This window comes from Curvibacter delicatus NBRC 14919, from assembly GCF_001592265.1.
In the GTDB taxonomy this organism is placed as follows: domain Bacteria; phylum Pseudomonadota; class Gammaproteobacteria; order Burkholderiales; family Burkholderiaceae_C; genus Hylemonella; species Hylemonella delicata.
Genome location: NZ_BCWP01000074.1, coordinates 1 through 5462 on the forward strand (window position 1 = coordinate 1; position 5462 = coordinate 5462).

General features: G+C 59.9%; 7 protein-coding genes. 6 read left to right on the plus strand and 1 reads right to left on the minus strand.

Translation table 11 applies throughout. The features are described 5' to 3' along the window. Positions 1 to 155 precede the first annotated feature (155 nt). The 6 genes from CDE01S_RS17680 (at position 156) to CDE01S_RS17700 (ending at position 3934) form a co-directional block, all read left to right on the plus strand. Complete coding sequence (locus CDE01S_RS17680; RefSeq protein ID WP_066710808.1) at positions 156 to 623, plus strand: hypothetical protein; 468 nt, start codon at positions 156 to 158, stop codon at positions 621 to 623. A gap of 138 nt (positions 624 to 761) precedes the next feature. After that, positions 762 to 1325, plus strand: coding sequence for a hypothetical protein (locus tag CDE01S_RS17685; protein ID WP_066710811.1), 564 nt, complete (start codon positions 762 to 764; stop codon positions 1323 to 1325). A gap of 44 nt (positions 1326 to 1369) precedes the next feature. Beyond that, on the plus strand, positions 1370 to 1999 hold the full coding sequence (locus CDE01S_RS17690) for a hypothetical protein (protein WP_245636221.1): 630 nt from the start codon (positions 1370 to 1372) through the stop codon (positions 1997 to 1999). Between the two features lie 299 nt (positions 2000 to 2298). Next, on the plus strand, positions 2299 to 2772 hold the full coding sequence (locus tag CDE01S_RS17695; RefSeq protein ID WP_169802284.1) for an SLATT domain-containing protein: 474 nt from the start codon (positions 2299 to 2301) through the stop codon (positions 2770 to 2772). A gap of 150 nt (positions 2773 to 2922) precedes the next feature. Beyond that, the gene (locus CDE01S_RS18625; protein ID WP_157077200.1) at positions 2923 to 3132 is read left to right on the plus strand and encodes a hypothetical protein; all 210 of its coding nucleotides are present in this window, start codon (positions 2923 to 2925) and stop codon (positions 3130 to 3132) included. A gap of 214 nt (positions 3133 to 3346) precedes the next feature. Further along, positions 3347 to 3934 (plus strand): LNS2 domain-containing protein, encoded by a 588-nt coding sequence (locus CDE01S_RS17700; protein ID WP_066710817.1) that lies wholly within the window; start codon positions 3347 to 3349, stop codon positions 3932 to 3934. Positions 3935 to 4083: 149 nt separating this feature from the next. On the opposite strand, the gene mutL is transcribed toward CDE01S_RS17700, so the two are convergent. Continuing rightward, a partial coding sequence (mutL, locus tag CDE01S_RS17705) for a DNA mismatch repair endonuclease MutL (protein ID WP_066710820.1) occupies positions 4084 to 5462 on the minus strand: 1379 nt, incomplete at its 5' end.

The following is a 5462-nucleotide window of genomic DNA, read 5'->3' on the forward strand; positions in this document are numbered from 1 at the left end:
TTAATGAATTACCTGTAATGGTGCGATTAGTTGATGGATTGCATTATGTTGGTGCGAAATGTTGTGATGGATGATTGTTTTTGGTGCGTTTTTGGCGGCGCAACGAGTCTGGTCACCATCACCAGCTTGTCCGGGGCGGACATGAAGGTGCGGCCGTGATCCTGCGCGAGTCCGACAGCGAGTGGAATGTCAACGGCTCGCAGACCTTGCTGTGCCGGCTGCCATGGGGTGCCGCAGAGCTTGCAGCCCGCTTGAGCATACGCTTTTCGCCCTCGTTCCAACAGCCCGGAGAGTGGTCGCACGCGGTGATCCGTCTCGACGGCAACGTGCTGCGGCTGGCCGTGCACAACGACGGCGCGGTGACGGTGGAGGTGCGCGGCGACGTGCAAAACTCAGGCCGCTGCCTGCCGGTGATCTGTGCCGCGCTGGGCATTCCGCAGGCGGCGCTGCCCTGGGTGGCCGACGACCTGTCCGCCAAACCCTGGCTGCTCACCCGGCTGGACGACAACGGCAACCGCCTGCCCATGTGGTACTTCCGCGAACGTGAAGCGGCCGAGGCGGTGGCGCGCAACTATGCGGCGCGCGGGCACAAGCAGACCTACGAGGTGGTGCACGTGCCCTGACTTCCCCCCGTTTGGGGGATGGGTGCTGGTCGCATGTCTCTCTATGATGCGAATGGTGCATGCCGTCCGACTGCGTGGTGGACTGCAAGTCACAAAACAGCCAGCCCATTCACATTCAAATAGACGGAGACCCTTCTTATGCGATTTGCAGCAGCACTTTTGGCCTTGACCGTTTCAGTGCTTTCGACCGGATGCGCCAACCTCGTGGCCCCGGATTATTCGGCAGACTATTCCGCGGTCGATGCGCTCAAGCGCAGCGGGCTTGCCAAGTCGAGTGTCGGGAAAGTCCAGCCCGAGGATGCTGCTGCAAAAGTCAACTCGATCAGCCTGCGAGGTTCCAGCCTCAAGGCCGGCGATACAACTTTTGCCGGCTATGTGGGCCGAGCCATGATGAGCGATCTGAAAGAGGCGGGGTTGTATGACGCGAATGCCCAACGCCGGATCGACATGGTGCTGCTGAAGAACGAGATCGATGTGTCCGGCTTCAGCGAAGGTATGGGGTCGATCGAGGTTCAACTCACCGTTTCCGAGGGGAGCAAGACGTTGCTGCAGAAGAACTACACGGCAAAAACCCGATTTGAATCGTCTTTTGCCGGCGCAGTGGCGATTCCGAAGGGGCAAACTGAGTACCCCAACCTTGTCCGTGAGTTGCTGGCCGCCATCTACCGGGATCAGGCCTTCGTGCAGGCATTGCGATTCTAGGACCACACATCAGATCCCACAACAACAACGACAGATTCGATCACATGAACTTCCATTTCTTTTCATCTTCCGCAGGTTCCTCGCTCTCGACCATGGGCCGCATGGTGCGCCTCTTGCTTGGCGTGATGGCGGCTATTCTTCTGGTTGCTTGTGCCCATCCCATATCCATTGAGGGCAAGACGCTGCCTGAGCGTAGTGCACAGCCGTCGCCGAAGAAGGCTGCGTACGTCCTGAGTGCTGCCGACCGGCAGAAGGAAGTCACGACAGCGGGCGGTGGCGGCGACAAGGTTTCCTACTACCCCTATCGGGATTTCGAGCGAGCCCTGCGTTCTGCTCTGGCGTCGGTCTATGCGGACGTCAGCGTCCTGCCGTCCTTGTCTGATGCTTCAGCCATTCGTGAGTCGGGCGCCGCGCTGATTTTCGTTCCGGAAATTTCAACAACGTCGTATTCCTCGTCCATCCTGACATGGCCACCCACCATGTTCACCCTCAGCCTGACGTTGAACGTATTCGATGCACAGGCTGCACCCATTGCTCGGTTGCGTGTGAACGGCAGCGGTAACGCCGTATGGGAGGAGTTCAAAGGTGACTTTGGCCTGGCCGGACGGCGAGCGGTCGAAGTCGCAGCGAAAGCCTTGGTCGAAGAGATCCGGCGCAACGAAAAGCTGTTGTAAACAGTGGATGACCAGGATGTGCTCACGTATTGTTTAGGTGCCGCACATCTCGACTCCCTACTGTTATAAAAAAGATGGGCAAGCGGGACGACAACGGCAACTGCTTGCCCATGTGGCGCCTTCGCGGGCGTGAATCGGTGACGCGGGACTATGCGGCGCACGGGCACAAGCAGACCGACGAGGTACAGCGGGTACCCTGACTCACTGCCTGGGGGGTAGGCAGACGAGGCGGTGAGGGCTAGCATGGCTGGGCGCGCATTGCGCGGATTCCTTGAAAGGGAGAAGCCATGACACCGGAAATGCTTGTTGACCAATGGCGGCGCGGACTGCGCATCGCCCACCGTGCCCACTACGAAGCGGCCAAATACTACTACCGCATGCATCTGGTGCTCAGCCTGCCGGCGGTGCTGATTGCGGCACTGCTGAGCACGACGGTATTTGCCCAATTGCAGGACTCGACCGTCGTCTGGGTCCGCGTGGCCATGGCCGTGCTGAGCGTGCTGACCGTGGTGCTCAGCAGCCTGCAGGCGGCGCTCCGTTTCGCCGAACGCTCCGAGCGGCACAAGACGGCGGCCGTTCAGCTTGGCGAGGTGCGGCGGGAGCTGGAGCAGCAGCTCGTCTTCGAGCACCGTGATGAAGCGGTGATCGAACGATTGCGCAAGAAATGGGATGCGGCTGACCGCCAGGCCCCGACCATTCCTTCAAAGATTTATGAGCGGGTGGCAGCATTGGTCTCCGAACTCGGTGACAAACCGCCGCGTGCGCCCAAGTGACTGGATGCAGGCGGGGCAGTGGCATGAGCAGATTTTCGATGTGCTGAGCGCGCTCTGACTTCCCCTCTGTTCAGGGGATGGGCGAGGAGAGGTGCATGCGCTATCTTGGATGGCGTTCAAGGCGTGACCGACCAGGGAGCGAACGCATGCATGAAGAAGACCTGCAACGGCAGTTGTCATTGCGGCGTTCACCCATTTGACCGCGGACATATCGAGGAAATGGGAGGTGACTTTGTCTCCATTCAGTGGAGCACGCTGGACGATGTGTTGCCAGCAGAGCTACTGCAAGGGCCAATGCAATTCGCCGATGGGCGGGACAACAATTGGTGGGTGGCGCTAGTGAATACGCGTCATCTGTAACGCGACCACTGACTGTGCGTCGACGCTCAAAAGAACGAATCGCTTGAAATGATTCAACTAGAAGCTATAACCTGTTCGATGTAACAAAAGCATCGTTTGCTTGGTCGGACGCATATTGCGCAGTAGTCGCTTATCCCTAATGGGATGTGACATGCCTTACTTTCAATTCTGCTCATCATTGCGTTCACACCACTTGTCCTTTTAAGGGGGGCTTATGCGTTATCTCATCATCTTGCTGGTGTTCACGCTGAGTGGTTGCTGTGCATTGCGTCCGGATGAGATTCCGACAGCGCCTAAAAAGCAGGCATTAGCTGTAGTTTTTGATATTGACGGAACGTTAACTCCCAAGGTGATTTCCGTTTCTCAGGCGCGCACGGATGCAGCAAAGGCCGTTCGTCTCTTTGCCGATAAAGGGTACAAGATCATTTATCTCAGCGCCCGTGTCATTTGGCTCCAGGCCGGCGTACCTGACTGGTTGAAGGAAAACGGCTTTCCTGATGGCAACATTCAACTATCGCAAACAAATGAAGACCATAGCCGCCCCGATGAATTCAAAGTCCGGGTGTTAAAAAGCTTTATCGACCATGGCTGGACTCTCCAATATGCATACGGAGACTCGGCCACGGATTTCAAGGCCTACGTTGCAGCCGGAATTCCGAAGAAACATATCTTTGCGCTTCTCCGCGATGGGGAGACTCAGTGCGAAGGTGATTCGACTTATTGGAATGCATGTCTGAATGGGTGGACTGAACACCTGGACTTTGTTGCGGAATCGGTGCAGTCCTTAAAGCCATCATATTGACGACTTCATTTGCCACGCAGGCAAATTGGCCGAACCACTTTTGAGTTCAGTCCTTTGCTGCATCAAGGTCCAAATCATTCTTCTGCAGTTCTGCGCAAAATCCCCGTGCCGTCTCGTGAATTCGGACTGGATGGATAAACGGATCGCGCTCACCGTCCGCGCAAAAACAGCGCATCCAGATCCCTGATCGTCACCTGCCGCCAGGTCGGGCGGCCGTGGTTGCATTGGTCAGAGCGTTCGGTCTGTTCCATCTGGCGCAAGAGTGCGTTCATCTCGTCAAACGTCAGGCGCCGGTTGGCGCGCACGGCGCCGTGGCAGGCCATGGTGGCCAGCAGTTCGTTGCGGGCGCGCTCGATCACGCTGCTGGCGTCGTGCTGGGCCAGTTCTGCCAGCACGCTGCGCGCCAGTTCCACCGCATCGCCTTGCACCAGCGTGGCCGGCACGGCGCGCACCGCCAGGGTCTTGGGAGAGAAGGGCGTGATCTCCAGGCCCAGGGTGTGCAGCGTGGTCGCGTGCGCTTCGGCGGTGGCCACTTCCTGTGGTGTGGCAGCGAAGGTGGCGGGGATCAGCAGCGGCTGGCTGGCGATGTCTTTCACATCGAGCTGGTTTTTCAGCCGCTCGTAGACGATGCGTTCGTGCGCGGCGTGCATGTCCACCACCACCAGACCCTGTGCATTTTCGGCCAGGATGTAGATGCCCTGCAGCTGTGCCAGCGCGCGGCCCAAGGGCCAGGTGCTGGCGGCTTCCTCGCGGTTGAAGGTGTCGGTGCCCTGTGGCAGTGCGGGCGCGGCGGCAACGCTCAGGCTCGGACTGTCAGTCCGGTCGGCCGGGGGCGCGGTGTTGGCGGTCGCCGCTGGCGTCGGTTGCCACAGCGCCGCCAGGTCACTGACCCGGTGGCCGCCCTGTGGCTGGCCGGGTGCTCCGAAATTGATAGCTGGTTGCGCCCATTTGGCAGACATCGGAGCCCGGTTGGTCTCTGGAAATTCGGTGTCGGCTGGTGTCACCACCTGCGCTGCCGTATGGGCGGCGGCCAGTGCGCGCGGCGCGGCCAGTGCGTTCTCCACCGCATGGCGCACGGCCTGGTGCACTTCGCGGCTGTCGCGGAAGCGCACCTCGATCTTGGTCGGGTGCACGTTCACGTCCACGCGCGTCGGGTCGATCTCCACGTACAGCGCATAAACCGGCTGACGGTGGCCGTGCAGCACGTCTTCATACGCGCTGCGCGCGGCGTGGGTGAGCACCTTGTCGCGCACGAAGCGGCCGTTCACATAAGAAAACTGGTGGTCGGCACGCGAGCGCGCTGCATCCGGCACGCCGGCACGGCCCCACACGCGTACACCGTGCGAGGGACCCAGGTGGGCCACGCTGGTGGTGAAGTCCACCGCCACCGATTGCGTGATGAAGTCCTCGCCCAGCACGTCGGCCAAGCGCTGGTCCAGCGCGGTCATGGTGTCGGAGCCGCTGCAGGCGCGCCACTGCTCCACCAGCTTGCCCTCGTGCCAGATGGCAAAACCGACATCGGGCCGCG